This is a genomic window from Nonomuraea pusilla, from assembly GCF_900109355.1.
GTDB lineage: Bacteria > Actinomycetota > Actinomycetes > Streptosporangiales > Streptosporangiaceae > Nonomuraea > Nonomuraea pusilla.
In genome coordinates this window covers 208,883-224,275 of record NZ_FOBF01000002.1, presented here as the reverse complement: position 1 = coordinate 224,275, position 15,393 = coordinate 208,883, and the positions used below count along the sequence as shown (strand labels likewise).

General features: G+C 72.5%; 14 protein-coding genes and 1 pseudogene. 11 read left to right on the top strand and 4 right to left on the bottom strand.

Going from position 1 to position 15,393, the window contains the following annotated elements; translation table 11 throughout:
* Positions 1-76: 76 nt before the first annotated feature.
* A complete protein-coding gene (locus BMX74_RS03920; protein ID WP_091098326.1) occupies positions 77-1,465 on the top strand; it encodes a leucyl aminopeptidase in 1,389 nt (462 codons plus the stop codon).
* On the opposite strand, the gene BMX74_RS03915 is transcribed toward BMX74_RS03920, so the two are convergent.
* Positions 1,443-2,213: a FadR/GntR family transcriptional regulator gene (locus tag BMX74_RS03915; RefSeq protein WP_082534651.1), complete on the bottom strand. Its 771-nt coding sequence runs from the start codon at positions 2,211-2,213 to the stop codon at positions 1,443-1,445. The two genes, BMX74_RS03920 and BMX74_RS03915, sit on opposite strands and share 23 nt — an antisense overlap.
* Positions 2,214-2,505: 292 nt before the next feature.
* Here BMX74_RS03915 and BMX74_RS03910 point away from each other — a divergent pair, with 292 nt between their 5' ends.
* The 8 genes and pseudogenes from BMX74_RS03910 (at position 2,506) to BMX74_RS43780 (ending at position 10,503) form a co-directional block, all read left to right on the top strand.
* Entirely contained in the window at positions 2,506-3,408 is a 903-nt protein-coding gene (locus BMX74_RS03910) for a proline iminopeptidase-family hydrolase (protein WP_218153860.1), read from the top strand.
* A 17-nt stretch (positions 3,409-3,425) separates the two neighbouring features.
* On the top strand, positions 3,426-5,123 hold the full coding sequence (locus BMX74_RS03905) for an ABC transporter substrate-binding protein (RefSeq protein WP_091098321.1): 1,698 nt from the start codon (positions 3,426-3,428) through the stop codon (positions 5,121-5,123).
* Positions 5,120-6,172 carry an ABC transporter permease gene (locus BMX74_RS03900; protein WP_256256761.1) on the top strand — a complete coding sequence of 351 codons (1,053 nt, stop codon included), beginning with the start codon at positions 5,120-5,122 and terminating at the stop codon, positions 6,170-6,172. The genes BMX74_RS03905 and BMX74_RS03900 overlap by 4 nt, the downstream gene beginning before the upstream one ends.
* Positions 6,172-7,140, top strand: coding sequence for an ABC transporter permease (locus tag BMX74_RS03895; RefSeq protein ID WP_055501658.1), 969 nt, complete (start codon positions 6,172-6,174; stop codon positions 7,138-7,140). The genes BMX74_RS03900 and BMX74_RS03895 overlap by 1 nt, the downstream gene beginning before the upstream one ends.
* Positions 7,133-8,098: an ABC transporter ATP-binding protein gene (locus BMX74_RS03890; protein ID WP_091098319.1), complete on the top strand. Its 966-nt coding sequence runs from the start codon at positions 7,133-7,135 to the stop codon at positions 8,096-8,098. The genes BMX74_RS03895 and BMX74_RS03890 overlap by 8 nt, the downstream gene beginning before the upstream one ends.
* A complete protein-coding gene (locus BMX74_RS03885) occupies positions 8,095-9,051 on the top strand; it encodes an ABC transporter ATP-binding protein (RefSeq protein ID WP_091098317.1) in 957 nt (318 codons plus the stop codon). The genes BMX74_RS03890 and BMX74_RS03885 overlap by 4 nt, the downstream gene beginning before the upstream one ends.
* A 293-nt stretch (positions 9,052-9,344) precedes the next feature.
* Positions 9,345-10,013: pseudogene (locus BMX74_RS46575) on the top strand (MFS transporter); the annotation flags it as partial.
* A 73-nt stretch (positions 10,014-10,086) separates the two neighbouring features.
* Positions 10,087-10,503 (top strand): MFS transporter, encoded by a 417-nt coding sequence (locus tag BMX74_RS43780; RefSeq protein ID WP_177227211.1) that lies wholly within the window; start codon positions 10,087-10,089, stop codon positions 10,501-10,503.
* Between the two features lie 76 nt (positions 10,504-10,579).
* Here the strand turns inward: BMX74_RS43780 and BMX74_RS03875 are convergent, their stop codons facing one another.
* The gene (locus tag BMX74_RS03875) at positions 10,580-11,407 is read right to left on the bottom strand and encodes a hypothetical protein (protein WP_091098314.1); all 828 of its coding nucleotides are present in this window, start codon (positions 11,405-11,407) and stop codon (positions 10,580-10,582) included.
* Between the two features lie 160 nt (positions 11,408-11,567).
* Positions 11,568-12,260 carry a rhodanese-like domain-containing protein gene (locus tag BMX74_RS03870; RefSeq protein ID WP_091098312.1) on the bottom strand — a complete coding sequence of 231 codons (693 nt, stop codon included), beginning with the start codon at positions 12,258-12,260 and terminating at the stop codon, positions 11,568-11,570.
* A gap of 130 nt (positions 12,261-12,390) precedes the next feature.
* Here BMX74_RS03870 and BMX74_RS03865 point away from each other — a divergent pair, with 130 nt between their 5' ends.
* Positions 12,391-12,546 carry a zinc ribbon-containing protein gene (locus tag BMX74_RS03865; protein WP_055501653.1) on the top strand — a complete coding sequence of 52 codons (156 nt, stop codon included), beginning with the start codon at positions 12,391-12,393 and terminating at the stop codon, positions 12,544-12,546.
* Positions 12,547-12,837: 291 nt separating this feature from the next.
* Here the strand turns inward: BMX74_RS03865 and BMX74_RS03860 are convergent, their stop codons facing one another.
* Positions 12,838-14,040 carry an FAD-dependent monooxygenase gene (locus BMX74_RS03860; protein ID WP_143078544.1) on the bottom strand — a complete coding sequence of 401 codons (1,203 nt, stop codon included), beginning with the start codon at positions 14,038-14,040 and terminating at the stop codon, positions 12,838-12,840.
* 311 nt (positions 14,041-14,351) lie between these two features.
* On the opposite strand from BMX74_RS03860, the gene BMX74_RS03855 reads away from it, so the two are divergent.
* Positions 14,352-14,651 (top strand): hypothetical protein, encoded by a 300-nt coding sequence (locus tag BMX74_RS03855; RefSeq protein WP_091098309.1) that lies wholly within the window; start codon positions 14,352-14,354, stop codon positions 14,649-14,651.
* The last annotated feature ends 742 nt before the right edge of the window (positions 14,652-15,393 follow it).

Below are 15,393 nucleotides of genomic sequence, written 5' to 3'. Positions count from 1 at the left end.
CGCCCCTGGTCAGCGAGGGCGTATTTATGGTTCACTCAACGGACCATTTCGTACGTCCCCCCGTTAGGAGTGCCTCGTGGAGGTGTCCTTCTCCCCCCACGCGCCCGCGGACGCCGGCGCGGACCTGCTCGTCCTGCCCGCCTCGGCGGGCGCGGAGCTGGGTTTCGAGCTTCACCGCGCCGGTTTCGCCGGCCGGCCGGGCGAGGAGCTGCTGGTGCCGCGCCGCGAAGGTGACCGCTTCCGCGCCGGCGCCGTCCTGCTGATCGGCCTGGAGGCGGACGCCGACGAGCGCGCCGTGCGGCGGGCGGTGGGGCACGCGGCGTCCAGGATGGCCGGGTTCGGCGCGGTGGCCGTGGCCCTGCCGCATCCCGCGGCCGTCGTCGAGGGGGTACGCCTCGGCGGCTACCGGTTCGACCGCTACAAGAGCTCCCCCCAGGACCGCCCGGTCGGCCGCCTGGTCCTGCTCGCCCCCGGCACCGCGGAGGACCGCGCCGCCGTCGCCCGCGCCGAGGTGGTGGCCGAGGCCGTGACGTTCACCCGCGACCTCGTCAACACCCCCGCCGGCGACCTCGTCCCCGCGGACCTCGCCGCCCGCGCGGTGGAGATGGCCGCGGAGGCGGGGCTGGACGCGCGTGTCCTCACCGCGGACGACCTGCGCGCGGGCGGCTTCGGCGGCATCCTCGGCGTCGGCGCGGCCAGCGCGAACCCGCCGTGCCTGATCGAGGTCGGCTACCCCGGCGACGGGGGCGGCCTGGTCGGGCTGGCGGGCAAGGGCATCACCTTCGACGCGGGCGGCCTCGGCATCAAGAGCCAGAAGGCGATGGCGACGATGAAGAGCGACATGGCGGGCGGCGCCACCATGCTCGCCGTGGTCCGCGCCGCGGCCCGGCTCGGCCTTCGCACCGGCGTCGTCGCGGTGGTGCCGGCCGCCGAGAACATGGTGAGCGGGTCGGCCACCCGCCCCGGCGACGTGCTGCGCCACCGCAACGGCATCACCACCGAGGTGGCCGACACCGACGCCGAGGGGCGGCTGGTCCTGGCCGACGCCCTCGCCTACCTGGCCGAACGCCGTCCCGACGCCATCGTCGACGCCGCCACCCTCACCTACTCGGTCATGCACGCGCTCGGCGAGGACATCACCGGCCTGCTCGGCAACGACCGCGCCCTGCTCGGGGCGCTGACCGAGGCCGCGGAGGAGACGGGCGAGCCCGTCTGGGAGATGCCGATGTGGCGGCCGTACCTGGAACGCCTGAAGTCGGACGTGGCGGACTTCAAGAACGACGGCGGGGCGCACGCCGACGTGATCCTGGCCGCGCTGTTCCTGGAGAACTTCACCGGCGGCGTGCCGTGGGCGCACCTGGACGTCGCGACCACGGCCTACCTGGACAGCGCCACCGACCTCGGCCCCGCGGGCGCCACCGGCGCGATGGTCAGGACGCTGATCAGGTACCTCGAGGGTCGCTGAGGCTGCGTTCGAGCATCGCGCGCATGACGTCGGCCGTCAGCGTGAAGTGGCGTTCGGCGATGGACCCGGCCCGCTCGGCGTCGCCGTCGCGGATCGCCTCGTACATCGCGCGGTGCTCGCCCAGCGCCTGCCGGTAGGCCTGCGGGTCGTCCTCGCCGTACGGTTCCACGGGGAAGCCGAGGCTGACCCGCGTCAGCAGGTCACGCGAGAGCGCGTCGAGCTGGGGGTTGCCCGCGGCCGCGACCACGGCCGCGTGGAAGGCTCCGTCGGCCGTCTGCTCCTCCGCCAGGGTGGCGGCCCCCGCGTAGGCGTCGAGGGCGCGGCCCATCGCGTCGAGGTGCTCGTCGGTGCGGCGCTGCGCGGCGGCCCTCGCGGCCATGCCCTCGACGAGGCCGCGCAGGTCGAAGAGCTGCTCCAGCTCGGGCCAGCGCGGCGCGAGCACGCGCCGCACGGCGGGCGCGGTCGCCTCGGTCCAGCTCGTCCGGACGTACGCGCCGCCGGTGCGCCCGCGCCTGATCTCGACGATGCCGACGGCCTGCAGGCGGCCGATCGCCTCGCGGATCGTGGCCCTGCTGACGTCGAGGAGGGCGGCGAGCTCGCGCTCGCCCGGCAGCCGCTCGCCCGGGAGGTAGTCGCCGATCGCGATCGCCGTCATGAGGCGGTCGGCCACCTCGGTCGCCACCGAGGGGACGCGGACGGGGCCGAGCGCGCCGGGCGGGCGGTCGCCGTCGAGCATCCGGCCGAGCACGCGGGCGAGGTCGTCGGCGGGCGGGTCGCCGCCCGCCTGCGGCCGGGAGGCCGGCTGGTCCGGCCGGTCAGGCCGGGGTCGCGGGGTCGGCCGGGGGTCCTCGGCCGGGATCCGGGCGGTCAGGGAAAGGTCCTTTCTGAGGGCGGAACGTGATGTGCACCCTATCCGACCAGGCGGGGACAGAAAAGGTCTTGTGTCCAGGCCATTTATCCATATGCTGTGTCCCACACAACGGACATCTGTCTCATCTGGTGGCAGACCTTCACCCCCCATCCCCCCGCCGGAGGTTCCCTTGGCCATTCCCGAGTCGAACGTGCAGGGGCTCGCCCCCTTCGGCGAATGGCACACCTGGTACCGGGTGACCGGCGACCTCGACTCCCCCAAGACGCCCCTGGTGGTGCTCCACGGCGGGCCGGGCGCGGCCCACGACTACACGCTGCGCATCGCCCGCCTCGCCGAGCAGGGGCGGGCCGTCGTCCACTACGACCAGATCGGGGTGGGCCTGTCCACCCACCTGCCCGGCAGGGGCGCCGACTTCTGGACCGTCCGGCTCTTCCTCGACGAGCTGGACAACCTGCTCGCCCACCTCGGGATCGCCGGGCGCTACCACCTGCTCGGGCAGTCCTGGGGCGGGATGCTCGCCGCCGAGCACGCCGTACGGGCGCCGTCCGGCCTGCGCGGACTGGTCATCGCCGACTCGCCCGCCTCCATGGGGCTGTGGCGCGAGGAGTGCGACCGGCTGCGGTCGCAGCTCCCGCCCGACGTCGAACGCACCCTGCGGGAGCACGAGGCGGCCGGGACCACCGACAGCCCCGGGTACCGGGCGGCCGAGAAGGTCTTCAACGCCCGCCACGTCTGCACCGTCGTGCCCAACCCGCCCGAGGTGCTCGCCAGCGACGCCAAGACCGCCGCCGACCCGACGGTGTACCACACCATGAACGGGCCGAGCGAGTTCCACGTCGTCGGCACGCTCAAGGACTGGTCGGTCGTCGACCGGCTGGACCGGATCACCGTTCCCACCCTGCTCGTCTCAGGCCGGCACGACGAGGCCACCCCTCGCACCGTGCAGCCCTTCGCGGACCGCATCCCCGACGTCCGCTGGGAGCTGTTCGAGCACTCCAGTCACATGCCGCACATCGAGGAGGAAGAGCTCTACCTCCAGGTGGTTGGCGGCTTCCTCGACTCCACCGACTGATCGCGAGGGACCCTCTGATGAAGCGCATCACCGCCATCGCCGCCGCCGCGCTGCTGGCGGCCGGCGCCGCCGCCTGCTCCGGCGGCGGCGCCTCCACCGGCACCGGCCCGGCGACCGGCGCCGCCGCGCAGCCGGGCCAGGCCGCCGCCGGGTTCCAGGAACAGCACAAGGGCGGGACCCTCCGCCTGCTGGCCAAGGCCGGCGACGGCACGCTCGACCCGCACATCAACTACAGCAACGGCAACTGGCAGATCTTCCAGGCGCTCTACGACGGCCTGGTCTCCTTCAGGAAGACCGGCGGCGAGCGGTCGTACGACATCGTGCCCGACCTGGCGCAGGAGCTTCCCCAGGTCAGCGCCGACGGCACGACCTACACCTTCACCCTGCGCAAGGGCGTCGCCTTCTCCACCGGCGCCCCCGTGACGGCGGACGACGTCGTGGCGTCGTTCGAGCGGATCTTCCGGGTGTCCGGCCCGACGTCCGGCACCTTCTACGCCGGCATCGTCGGCGCCGCAGACTGCGTGAAGAAGCCCGCCGGCTGCACCCTCGACCAGGGCGTCGTCGCCGACGCCGCGGCGGGCACCGTCACGATCAAGCTGGTCGCGCCCGACCCCGAGTTCCTGCAGAAGCTGGCGCTCCCGCACGCCGCCGTCCTGCCCAAGGACACCCCCGCCAAGGACCAGGGCACCTCGCCCATCCCGGGCACCGGCCCGTACCAGGTGGTCTCGTACGACCCGAACAAGCAGATGAAGCTGGTTCGCAACCCCCACTTCAAGGAGTGGTCCAGGGACGCGCAGCCGCAGGGCTACCCCGACGAGATCGACTACGCCTACGGGCTCACCCCCGAGGCCGCCGTCACCGCCGTCCAGAACGGCCAGGCCGACTGGATCTTCGACCCGCTGCCCGCGGACCGGCTCACCGAGATCGGCACCCAGTACGCCCAGCAGGCCCACGTCAACGCGCTCGCCGCGTTCTGGTACATCCCGGTGAACGTCAACCTCGCCCCCTTCGACAAGCCGGAGGCCAGGGAGGCACTGCAGTGGGCGTTCGACAAGAACGCCATGGTGAAGATGTTCGGCGGCGCGAACGTCGCGCAACCCGCCTGCACGATCCTGCCGCCCGCCTTCCCCGGCCACGCCGACTTCTGCGACTTCCCGCGGCAGGACCTCGCCAAGGCCAAGGACCTCGTCCAGAAGTCCGGCACGGCGGGCCAGGAGGTCTCCGTCGTGGTCGCCGACGACGAGGTGAGCAAGCAGATCGGCGAGTACGTCCGCAGCTCGCTGGAGCAGATCGGCTACCAGGCCAAGTTGAAGGTCATCTCCACCAACATCCACTTCACCTACATCCAGAACACCAGGAACAAGGTCCAGCTCAGCGTCTCGCAGTGGTACGCCGACTACCCGGCCGCCTCGAACTTCCTCAACGTGCTGCTGTCCTGCGCCTCCTTCCGCGAGGGAAGCGACGCCAGCATCAACATCTCGGGCTACTGCGACAAGGACATGGACGCCAGGATGGCCGCGGCCATGAAGCTGGGCCAGACCGACCAGGCCGGCGCCGACAGGCAGTGGGGCGAGATCGACAGGGAGCTCATGAAGCGGGGCCCGATCGTCCCGCTGTTCAACCCCAAGCAGATCGACTTCGTCTCCAGGAACGTCGGCAACTACCAGTTCCACGCGCAGTTCCACGCGCTGCTCGACCAGCTGTGGGTCAAGTGAGCGGCGCCGTGACCTCCGCCGCCGACAAGGCGCGCACCGCGGCGGCCGGGCGGGCGGCGGGGCCGTCCGCCGGGCCGTGGCGGCGCGCGCTCGCCCGGCTGCGGCGCAACCGCTCCGCCGTGATCGCCGCGGCCGGCCTGCTGCTCATCGTGCTGGCCTGCGTCCTCGCGCCCGTCTACGCGGGCGCCGTCGCCCGCACCGACCCGTTCACCTCCAACGCCTCCGGCACGGCCATCGTGGACGGGCAGCGGGTGCCCGTCCTCGCCCAGAGCACCGAGGGCCTCGGCCTCGGCGTCACCCCGATCGGCCCCACCTGGGACCCCGGCAGCTACCTGCTCGGCGCCGACAACCAGGGCCGCGACGTGATGGCCAGGCTCCTGTACGGCGGGCGCAACAGCCTGCTGATCGGACTGTCCTCGGCGCTGCTGTGCTGCGCGATCGCCACCGTGCTCGGCGTCGTCGCCGGGTACTTCGGCGGGTGGATCGACGCCGTGCTCTCCCGCTTCTTCGACGTCGTCTGGGCCTTCCCCGTCTACCTGCTGGCGATCTGCCTGTCGGTGGTGCTGCTCACCAGCGGACTGCACCTCGGCCCGATCCACATCGACGCCGGCAGCCTCGCCCTGCCCGTCGTCATCATCGCGCTGATCTACGTCCCGTACGTGGCCAGGCCGCTGCGCGGGCAGGTGATGGCGCTGCGTGACAAGGAGTTCCTGCACGCGGCCGTCGGCCTGGGCGCGTCCGACCTGCGGATCATGCGCCGCGAGGTGCTGCCGAACGTGCTGCCCACCGTGGTGGTGTTCCTGCCGCTGATGACCGCGCTCAACATGCTCACCGAGTCGGCCCTGTCGTTCCTGTCGGTGGGCGTGCAGTCGCCGGACGCGAGCTGGGGCACCATCATCAACGACGGCCTCGCCCTGCTCTACACGCGGCCCGCGATCACGCTGGCGGCCGGCCTGTGCGTCGGGCTGACCGCCGTCGCGCTCAACGTCCTCGGCGACGGCGTGCGCGACGCGCTCGACCCGAACGCCCGCCTGCGCGGAGGCGCCTGATGATCGGCTACATCCTGCGCCGCTTCGGCGCCGCCGCGCTCGTGCTGTTCGCGATCAGCGTGCTGGTCTTCCTCATCTTCTTCGCCACCCCCGGCGTCGACCCGGCCGCCCGCATCGCGGGCAAGAACGCCGACCCGGCGACGCTAGAGCAGGTGCGGGCGTCGTTCGGCTTCGACCGGCCGCTGCCCGTCCAGTACCTGATGATGATGAAGCACCTGTTCGTCACCCACGACCTCACCTCGTTCGTCAACCGGGGCACGCTCGTGATCCCGCAGATCGTCGAGGCGATCCCGGTCACGCTGTCGCTCGTCGTCGGCGCGGCGGTGATCTGGATGGTGCTCGGCGTCGCCATGGGCACCCTCGCCGGCGCGATGCGCGGCACCCTGATCGACCCGCTGGTCATGCTGCTCGGCGTCTTCGGCGTCTCGCTGCCTGTGTACTGGCTGGGCGAGGTCGTCAACCTGCTCACGCAGAAGCAGCTGCACGACTCCGTCTTCTCCTGGGTGCCGCCGCTGGGCTACGCGCCGCTGTCGCAGGGCGTCGGCCAGTGGGCGCTGCACCTGCTCCTCCCCTGGCTCACGCTGGCCCTGCTGTACGCCGGCATCTACGCCAGGCTGCTGCGCGGCGAGCTGGCCGGCGCGCTCAACGAGGACTACGTCCGCACCGCCAGGGCCAAGGGACTGTCGGAGCGGCGCGTCCTCCTGCGCCACGCGCTGCGCTGCTCGCTGATCCCCATCGTGTCGCTGTTCGGCCTGGACTTCGGCGCGCTCGTCGGCGGGGCCGCGCTGCTGACCGAGGTGGTCTTCGGCCTCCCCGGGGTCGGCAAGCTCACCTACCAGGCGCTGCAGAACCTCGACCTGCCCGTGATCATGGGCACCGTCCTGTACGCGGCGTTCTTCGTCGTACTGGCCAACGCCGTGGTGGACGTGGTGTACGCCCGGCTCGACCCGAGGGTGCGCCGTGCCTGAACCGCTGCTGGAGGTCCGTGACCTGAGGATCCGCTTCGGCCGCTTCACCGCCGTGGACGGGCTGTCGTTCGCCCTGGGGCCCGGCGAGGTGCTGGGCGTCGTGGGCGAGTCGGGGTCGGGGAAGAGCGTGTCGATGCTCGCCGTGCTGGGCCTGATCCGCACGCCCGGAGCCCACGTTTCCGGAAATATCGTGTTTCGTGGGCGTGAGCTGCTCGGGCTGAAGGACGCCGAGATGCGCTCCGTACGGGGCCGGGAGATCGCCATGATCTTCCAGGACCCCATGACCGCGCTCACCCCCGTCTACACCGTCGGCTGGCAGATCGCCGAGCAGATCCGCGCCCACGAGAAGGTCTCCGCGCGCGCCGCCCGCGACCGCGCCGTCCGGCTCCTCGACGAGGTCGGCATCCCCTCCCCCGAACGGCGCGTGGACGCCTACCCCCACGAGTTCTCCGGAGGCATGCGCCAGCGGGCCGTCATCGCGATGGCGCTGTCCTGCAACCCCGCCCTGCTCATCGCCGACGAGCCCACCACCGCCCTCGACGTCACCACGCAGGCGCAGATCCTCGACCTCATGCGCCGCCTGCGCGCCGACCACGGCTCCGCCATCGTCATGATCACCCATGACATGGGCGTGGTGTCGGAGATCGCCGACGAGGTGCTCGTCATGTACGGCGGGCGGGCCGTCGAACGCGGCGCCCGCCGGCAGGTCTTCCACACCCCCCGCCACCCGTACACCTGGGGCCTGCTCGACTCCGTCCCCCGCGTGCGGGGCCCCCGCGCCCGGCGCCTGCCCGCCATCCCCGGCGCCCCCGGGGCGGCCGAGCGCGGCTGCCCGTTCGCCGACCGCTGCGCGCACCGCTTCGCCCCCTGCGACGAGGCGCCGCCCCTGACGCCGACCGGCGACCCCGGTCACCTCGACGCCTGCTGGCTGCCGGAAGACAGGAGGAGGACGCGATGAGCACCCTGCTCAAGGCCACCGACGTGGTCAAGCACTTCCGCACGGGCGGACACGCCGTCCACGCCGTCAACCAGGTCTCCCTGGAGGTGAGGAGCGGCGAGACGCTCGGCGTCGTCGGCGAGTCCGGGTGCGGCAAGTCCACCCTCGGCCGGTGCCTGGTCAGGCTCACCGACCTCACCTCCGGCAGCGTCGAGTTCCAGGGGCAGGACATCACCCGCCTGTCACGCCGCGCCCTGCGCCCGCTGCGTCCCGCCATGCAACTCGTCTTCCAGGACCCGTACGCCTCGCTCAACCCCCGCCGCACCGCCGGAGACGCCGTCGCGGAGCCGCTGCGGATCCACGGGTACGGCGACGCGGCAGCCGTCAGGAACCGGGTCGCCGAACTGTTCGACCTGGTCGGCCTGGCCCGCGCGCACCTGGACCGCTACCCGCACGAGTTCTCCGGCGGCCAGCGCCAGCGCATCGGCATCGCCCGCGCCATCGCGCTCGACCCGAAGCTCGTCGTGGCCGACGAGCCCGTCTCCGCCCTGGACGTCTCCGTGCAGGCCCAGGTGCTCAACCTCTTCGCCGACCTGCAGGAGGAACTGGGGCTGACGTACGTGTTCATCGCCCACGACCTCGGCGTGGTGCGGCACGTGTCCGACCGGATCGCGGTGATGTACCTGGGCGAGGTCGTCGAGGTGGCCGAGGCGGAGGACCTGTACGCGGCCCCCGCCCACCCGTACACCGAGGCCCTGCTGTCGGCCGTCCCGGAGATCGACGACGGCTCGGGGACGCCCCGGCGCGAGCGGATCGTGCTCACGGGGGACGTCCCGAGCCCCATCGACCGCCCGTCCGGCTGCTCCTTCCACCCGAGATGCCCGGCGGCCCAGCCCCGCTGCCGCACCGAACGCCCGCCCCTGCGCCAGACCGCGACCCGCCAGGTGGCCTGCCACTACCCCCTCACCCCCTGACCCGCCCCAGCCCGGCCCGGCCGGGCCGGGGCCGCGGCTCGCCCTCGCGCGCGGCCCATGTTCTGCCCACGCCCTGCCCGCGGCTCCCCCGCGAGCCGCGGCCCGGCCGGTTCGCTTACTGGAGCTAACGGCGCGTTAAGCTAATCGATCTTGTTGCGCCTCGGAGGCGCTGGTGGACTGGCGTCGTGAAGAACGCCCAAACCCAGCCACTCCGAAGGGCAGGCGAGATCAGACATCGCTGGCCTCCGGTCATCGCCGTGGCGCTGAGCACGTTCACGGTGGTGTCCTCCGAGATGATGCCCGTCGGCCTGCTCACCCCGATGGCGGAGACACTCTCCGTCTCCGACGGCGTCACCGGGCTCTCCCTCACGATCACAGGGATCGTCGCCGCGGCCGTGTCGCCCTTCGTTCCCGCGCTCATCGGACTCCGTGATCGCAGGAAGGTGCTCGTCGCCTTCATGATCCTGCTGTCCCTGGCGAACGCGCTGACCGCGGTCGCGCCCGGCTTCCCGATGCTGGCCTCCGCCCGGATCATCCTCGGCATCTCGATGGGCGTCATATGGGTGCTCGCCGCGGGAGTGGGCCCGAGACTCGCCGACGGGCCACGGATCGCGCTCGCCACCGCGCTCATATTCTCGGGAGTCTCGATCGCCTCGGTCATCGGCGTGCCGCTGGGGACGTACATCGCGGCGCTTCTGGGCTGGCGGGCCGCGTTCTGGGCGCTGGCGCTCCTCGGCGTGGTCGCAGCCGCCGTCCTCGCCGTGACGCTTCCCGCGCTCCCGGTCCACGAGCGGAGCAGGCTCGGCGGAATCGCCGGCGCGCTGAGGAACCGCGGTGTCGCCGCCGGGCTGGCGATCACGGCACTCGTCGTGCTCGGTCACTTCACCGGCTACACGTACGTCCGGCCCGTTCTCGAAGCCGGCGCGAGCATGAGCGCGGGCCTGATCGCGGCATGCCTGCTGGTCTACGGTCTGGCCGGCGTCGCCGGCACCTTCACCCTCGGCCCCTGGGCGGGCGGACGCACGAAGCAGGACCGTGGCGGGTGTGCTGGCGGGCGTGGCGCTGGCCGCGGCGCTGCTGCCGTTCGCGACCGCGAGCGCGGCCACGGCGCTGATCGTGCTGATGCTCTGGGGCGTCTCGTACGGCGCGGTCTCGGTGTCGACGCAGACCTGGGTCCGCAAGGCCGACCCCGCACGAGTCGAGACGTCGGGCGCGCTGTGGGTCTGCGTGTTCAACGCGAGCATCGCTCTCGGCGCCTTCGCGGGCGGGATCGTCATCGACCGCGCGGGACACCACGCCGTCATGTTCACGGCGGCGCTGATCACGCTCGCCGGGCTGATCGTGGCCGTCACCTCACGGCCGCAGCCACGGGCTCCACGACCTCGGCACGAGGACCCGGTCACCGCTGAGGGCACGCGACAAACCTGCGACGTCGGCGGCCTGGGCGCGTGACGGCCGGCCCCGCCTGGTCAGCCGGAGCGGTGCCGCCCCTCCCGGAAGTCCGAGAAGCGTTCCGCCGGCCGCGAGGCTACACGTGGCAGTCGACCATCGTCAGCTGCTCGTCGCCGGAGACGCGGCCGAGGAGCCCCCAGAACCTGGCGGCCCAGTACTGCGAGGTGTTGCCCCGCGCGCGGTCGCCCAGGTCGTGGCGGGAGTGCCACGTCCCGTTGACGACCAGCGCCTCGCTCACCCCGGCGGACCGGACCTGTTGCCCGACGTAGGCCGCTCTCGGGTCGGGGGCGTCCAGGCAGAACACGTTCTGCACGTCCGACGTGGACGTGGCGAAGGGCGAGGCCGCCGCCACCCAGGGGATCTTGAGATACTCCTCGCGCAGTGCCGCGTCCCGCTCCGGCCCACCCGCCCGCCGAGCCAGCCAGGCGGCCCGGGGAAGGGGGCGCTCCAGCCCTTTCACGGCCGCCGTGAACTCGGCGAACGTGGTCTCGGCCCGCTCCCGCGCGAGCCGCCGCATCCCTTCGAAGTCGACCTCGTCCTTCAACGCGTGGCTCACCCACTCGCCGTCGCGGCGCAGCAGCGCGCCCTCGAACCAGCCGCCCTCGCTGTAGTAATCGAAGCGCGCGTCAGGATTGGTCTCCCGCTCGATGACGTACTCGTCCGGCCCGACCTTCCTGACGTCCTCCCCGAGCCGGCGGGTGAGCACGGCGGCGACATCCGTCAGGTCGTCGACCTCGTCCGAGGGGTCGTCCCCGAGGTCCGCCAGAGCCTTCTCGTACTGCTCGCGCCACGATCTCAGCGGCCACCGCCCCGGCTCGTCAGGCAGGTGGATCAAGGGGTACGGCTGGAACGGGTCGAGCTGCTCCTCGACATCACCGACGACGAGGACAGGGAGATGAGCCATGCCGCGACCCTAACAGGTTGTTGATCATCGTTCTCAGGACGCCAGGAGGATGCCGGTGCTCGTGCCGCGGGGGCAACGCCGGCCCTTCGGCCCGGCGTGGTCCGCGCGCCACCCCGCGAGCTTCCGCACCCCGACCGTCTGCTCCCGATCCGTGTCGGTCTCAGCCCAGGTCGGGTTCCCAGCCGGGGGCGCGCAGGTCGCCGAGGCCGTAGAGGCCGACCAGGGTGCCGTCCGGCCGTGTCACCACGACGTGACGGACGCGCGCCCGCTCCATCCGCCGCCCCAGCCCCTCCAGCTCCTCGCTGGGACGTACGGTGGTGACGCCGAACCGCATCGCCTGCCCCGCCCTCACCCCGGGTTCGGCGTCCTTCAGCTCGCGCGGCCCCACCAGCCCCTCGACCACCCCGTCGCGGTCCACGACGACCGCCACCCCGGCCGGGTCGGCGATCAGCCGGTCCGCCACCTCCTGCAACGGGTCCTCCAGGTCGGCGACGACCGGGTCGCGGCGCACCGCCTGCAGCACGAGCGCCGCGTGCCCCTCGTACGGCAGCGCGCCCGCGATCCAGTCCATCTTGCCGGCCGCGTAGTCGTACACCTCCGGGAGACCGAGCCGCTCCAGGCGGCGTGCCGCGCGGGGGCTCAGGTCGCACAGCCAGTCGTGGCAGTAGACGACCACCGGACGATCGCGGTCCAGCCCGCCGGCCGCGGACCCGTCCAGCTCCTTCAGCGGCAGGTTCACCGCGCCGGGCAGGTGCGCCCAGTCGTACTCCGCGCGTGGCAGCACCTCGACGAGCTGGGCCCGTCCGCCTTCGAGCAGCTCCCCCACGGCTGCGCGGTCCACCACCACCGCCACGACGGCCTCCCCTCTCTTCCTCCCGGACGTCGGCTACCCGCACCCCAGACCGACGAACACCCCAAAAATCCCCATACCTGACTCACGACCACCGTCGCGGGTAGCGGAACGCCGGAAGGAGGGGACGGTCATGGTCGCACACGCCGGAGAGGCAGCCCAGGAGACGGGCGTGTTCCACTGCACGGAATGCGGCGAGAAAGTGCACGTGAAGAAGGGGGACAAAATCCCGAAATGCCCGAACGGCCACACCACCTTCGGCTCCCGCACCGGCGAGCCCGGCCGCTGACCGGCCGGTTACGGGCAGACCTGCATCGCGGCCCGGTTCATCACGCCGCGTCTTCTGCCACTTGGACCAGGACCACACCACCGCCTGCGGCTTGCGCCCGCCCGCGTGCCGCAGAAGCCGAACGCCGGGCCGCGCCCGCGCCGTGGCCGCACCTGCACGGCCATCACCGCGCTGAACGGCCGGCGGTCGTGCCACCCGGGCGCGGGCAGCGCTTACTGTGGCGTACCGGCTGGGCGCGCCTGATGCGGCATGCGGCCCGCCTGGCCGGTCACGTACGGGTCCGCCTGGCGCCTACTGTGGCGTAAAGGTCTCCCTGGCGCGGGCGACCTTCCCGGACACCCAGCCGGTGGCGCGGGCGAGCGACTTCTCGTTCACCCGGCCCGCCCAGTAGTACAGCCGCGGCGGTACGTACGGGAGCAGCAGGGAGTACCGCGCCCTGTGCAGCTTGAACATCTGCTCCGGCGGCAGGCCGGTGTAGCGCCGGATGTTCTCGTACCAGCGGGCGCTGCGCCGGCCCGCCAGGCGGGCGGTCCGCAGCGCCGCCTTCGCCTCCTTCTCGTAGGCGGCGAGCGCGGACGGCAGCCGCGGGTCCTCCAGCAACGCGTTGACGAGGGTCGCGGCGTCGCCCAGCGCGAGGCCGGTGCCCGCGCCGATGGAGTAGTGCGTGGTGTGGGCGGCGTCCCCGATCAGGACGACGTTGTCCCGGTACCACGTCCGGTTGTCGACCATGCGGAAGTTCAGCCAGTGCGCGCCGCCCTCGCCGTCGCCGCGGCCCATGAGCGGGTGGCCGTCCAGCATGCCGGCGAAGATCTTCTCCAGCCGGGCCAGTGTGTCGGCCTCGGTCCCCCGGTCGAACCCGAGCCCCTTCCACGTCTCCGGCGAGCATTCGACGACGCAGGTGCTGTGCCGCGGGTCGTACGGGTAGCCGTAGCACCAGATCCACCCGTGCACGGTCTCCTTGAACGCGAACGTGAAGAACTCGAACACCCGGGTCGTGCCGAGCCACAGGTAGACGTTCCGCCCGGCCGTCACCTGGGTGCCGAAGTGGTCGGCGTGACGGTTGCGCAGCGCGCTGTTGACCCCGTCACCGGCGACGATCAGGTCGGCCTCGGCCAGCTCGCCCTCGTCGGTGATCTCGCGCTCGTACTGGATGCGCACCCCGAGGACGCGGGCCCGCTGAGCCAGGATGGAGAGCAGCCGGCGGCGGCTGATGCCGTAACCCGCGTGGCCGGGACGCGTCGTCATGGCGACGTCCTCGCGGTGGTGGTCCCAGCGGTTCCAGGAGGCCGAACTCTCGGCGATGGCGCACGCGGACTCCTGGTCGGCGCTGTACAGATTGCCGAGCAACCGGTCCGAGTAGGTCACGCCCCACCCGTACGTGGATCCGACGGGGTCGCGCTCGTAGACCGTGATGTCCTCGGACGGGGACATCCGCTTCATCAGGATGGAGAAGTACAGGCTGGCGGGACCGCCGCCCACGCAGGCGATCTTCACTGCGAACCCCCATGGTGACTGATAGCACTTGATACGTCACCAACAGTAGCAATATGGCTATTCAGGCCGAATACCCCCTTCGGCAAAGTTGCGGCCTCATTCCCGGGACCATGACGGGCCGCACGGCCCAGGCGCCCAGGACACAGGGCGGGCCACACTCGTTCCTGTCCGACGAACACGGAACGCCGACAAACACGGCCCTCCCGCTCGCCGGACACGGGACGCCGGCCCGAACGGCGCTCCCTGACTGGTCAGCACAGGCCCGTCCCACCGGCGGGCCTGCCACCGAAGGAAGGAACGGAAGGAAACCCATGAAGCGCATGCTCACCGTCGCCGGCCTCGCCGCCGCCATCGCCGCCGCCGGCGCCCTCCACCACGCCGCCTCCGCCGAGACCGGCACCGCCCACCAGCTCGCCGCCGCCGTCACCGCCGGTACGGTCGCCTCCCAGGTCTCGCCCGTGCTCCCCGCCGACCTGCCCGTCCTGCGCGGCAAGTACTGGACGCGGGCCGGCTGCGAGCAGGCGGGCCGGGACGGGATCGATCGCGGCCACTGGTCGCAGTACCAGTGCGCGGACGGCACGCTCCAGTGGATCCTCTGGACGGACCGCTGACCACCCCCACCGGCCGGCCACCCCCACGCCGCCCCACCCCCTCCAACCGGCCCCCGCTCCACCGGTCCGGTACGGGAGCGGCCAAGGAGCCCAGCCCCTCCGGCCCCTCACGAACTGGCCAACCAGCCCACCCCTGCCCAGCCGCAGGAACCGGCTGACCGGCCCAGCCCCTCCAGGCCCTTACCGACCGACCAACCGGCCCTGCCCAGCCACAGAACCGGCTGACGGGCCCAGCCCCTCCGGGTAATGGACCGGCCAGCCGGTCCACCTTCCCCCCGGCCCGTACGGATCGGCCAACCAGCTCAGCAGTCCTCACCCGACCGTACGGGCCAGGCGGGGCCCTCTCCGAGCCGCCCGAGCGGGGCTCAACCCGGCCGACCAACCCGGTCCGCCCCCAGCACGGGGCGTGGCAAGCCAGAGCCGCTGCCATCCCGATCCAACACCGGCGACACCCCAGGGCGGCGCCGACCTGGTGTCAGCGCCGGGGACGGGCCATGCTGGGGCCGGTACTCGGTATGCCCTGAGGTCGGGAACGCGCCAGGTCAAGGGAGGGCCGATGCCGGTCCGACCACAGACGCACCGGCCAGCCCGGGGTCAGGGCGAATCTGGTCCCGGCGTCGCGGCGCGGGCCAGGCCAGGCTGGCGCGTACCCGGTCTGATCCCGAGGTCGGCGACCGGCCGGCCCAAGCCAGGCCTGTACCGGTCCGATTCAACATCGCAGGCGCGTCCGGCCGCCCCAGGG

What these genes read in the sequence shown, in the direction of transcription:
- BMX74_RS03895 (WP_055501658.1), top strand. Translation starts at nt 6,172, where the DNA reads ATGATCGGCTACATCCTGCGCCGCTTCGGCGCCGCCGCGCTCGTGCTG.
- BMX74_RS03865 (WP_055501653.1), top strand. Translation starts at nt 12,391, where the DNA reads ATGGTCGCACACGCCGGAGAGGCAGCCCAGGAGACGGGCGTGTTCCAC.
- BMX74_RS03855 (WP_091098309.1), top strand. Translation starts at nt 14,352, where the DNA reads ATGAAGCGCATGCTCACCGTCGCCGGCCTCGCCGCCGCCATCGCCGCC.
- BMX74_RS03905 (WP_091098321.1), top strand. Translation starts at nt 3,426, where the DNA reads ATGAAGCGCATCACCGCCATCGCCGCCGCCGCGCTGCTGGCGGCCGGC.
- BMX74_RS03875 (WP_091098314.1), bottom strand. Translation starts at nt 11,407, where the DNA reads ATGGCTCATCTCCCTGTCCTCGTCGTCGGTGATGTCGAGGAGCAGCTC.
- BMX74_RS03885 (WP_091098317.1), top strand. Translation starts at nt 8,095, where the DNA reads ATGAGCACCCTGCTCAAGGCCACCGACGTGGTCAAGCACTTCCGCACG.